Raw genomic sequence first — 456 nt, 5'->3', positions numbered from 1 at the left:
CACAACAAGAATTGCTAAGGATTCTAGTGAATCTGTAGGAGGGAATAAGGGAGTGGAAGTGAGGGGAGACCTCACAATACAGGTAGGGAAAGATGAAAAACATAGTGTTGATGGACATTTCAATATCCACAGCAAAGAAGAAATCAATATGTTATCCCAATCTCAAATTAATTTAAATGCTAAAGAAAATATACTTTTAACTTCCAATCAATCCCTTTCTGTGAATTTGCAAGAGTATCTTGTAGCACAAGCAAAGAATGCAATAATAGAAATTTTGGAATCTTTGGATATAAGCTCTAAAATATTTAACCTAGATTCCAAAGAGAGTGTCCATATCAAAGTAGGCAAGGCGGAATTAGTAATAAAAGATGATATAATCACCCTAAAACAAAATGGCAATGCAATCACCCTAGATGATAGTGGCATCACCATTAAAGGTAAAAAGATAAATCTCAA

At 33.8% G+C, this 456-nt stretch carries 1 protein-coding gene; it reads left to right on the top strand.

The genetic code is table 11. The features are described from left to right. Positions 1-58 precede the first annotated feature (58 nt). Positions 59-456, top strand: a 398-nt coding sequence (locus LS69_RS10155; protein ID WP_138124739.1) for a hypothetical protein, incomplete at its 3' end; no start/stop codon positions are given.

Origin of the sequence: Helicobacter sp. MIT 05-5294 (genome assembly GCF_000765675.1) — a bacterium.
GTDB lineage: Bacteria > Campylobacterota > Campylobacteria > Campylobacterales > Helicobacteraceae > Helicobacter_D.
Note: the sequence above shows the minus strand (reverse complement) of the source record. Positions and strands in the feature narration are given on the sequence as shown.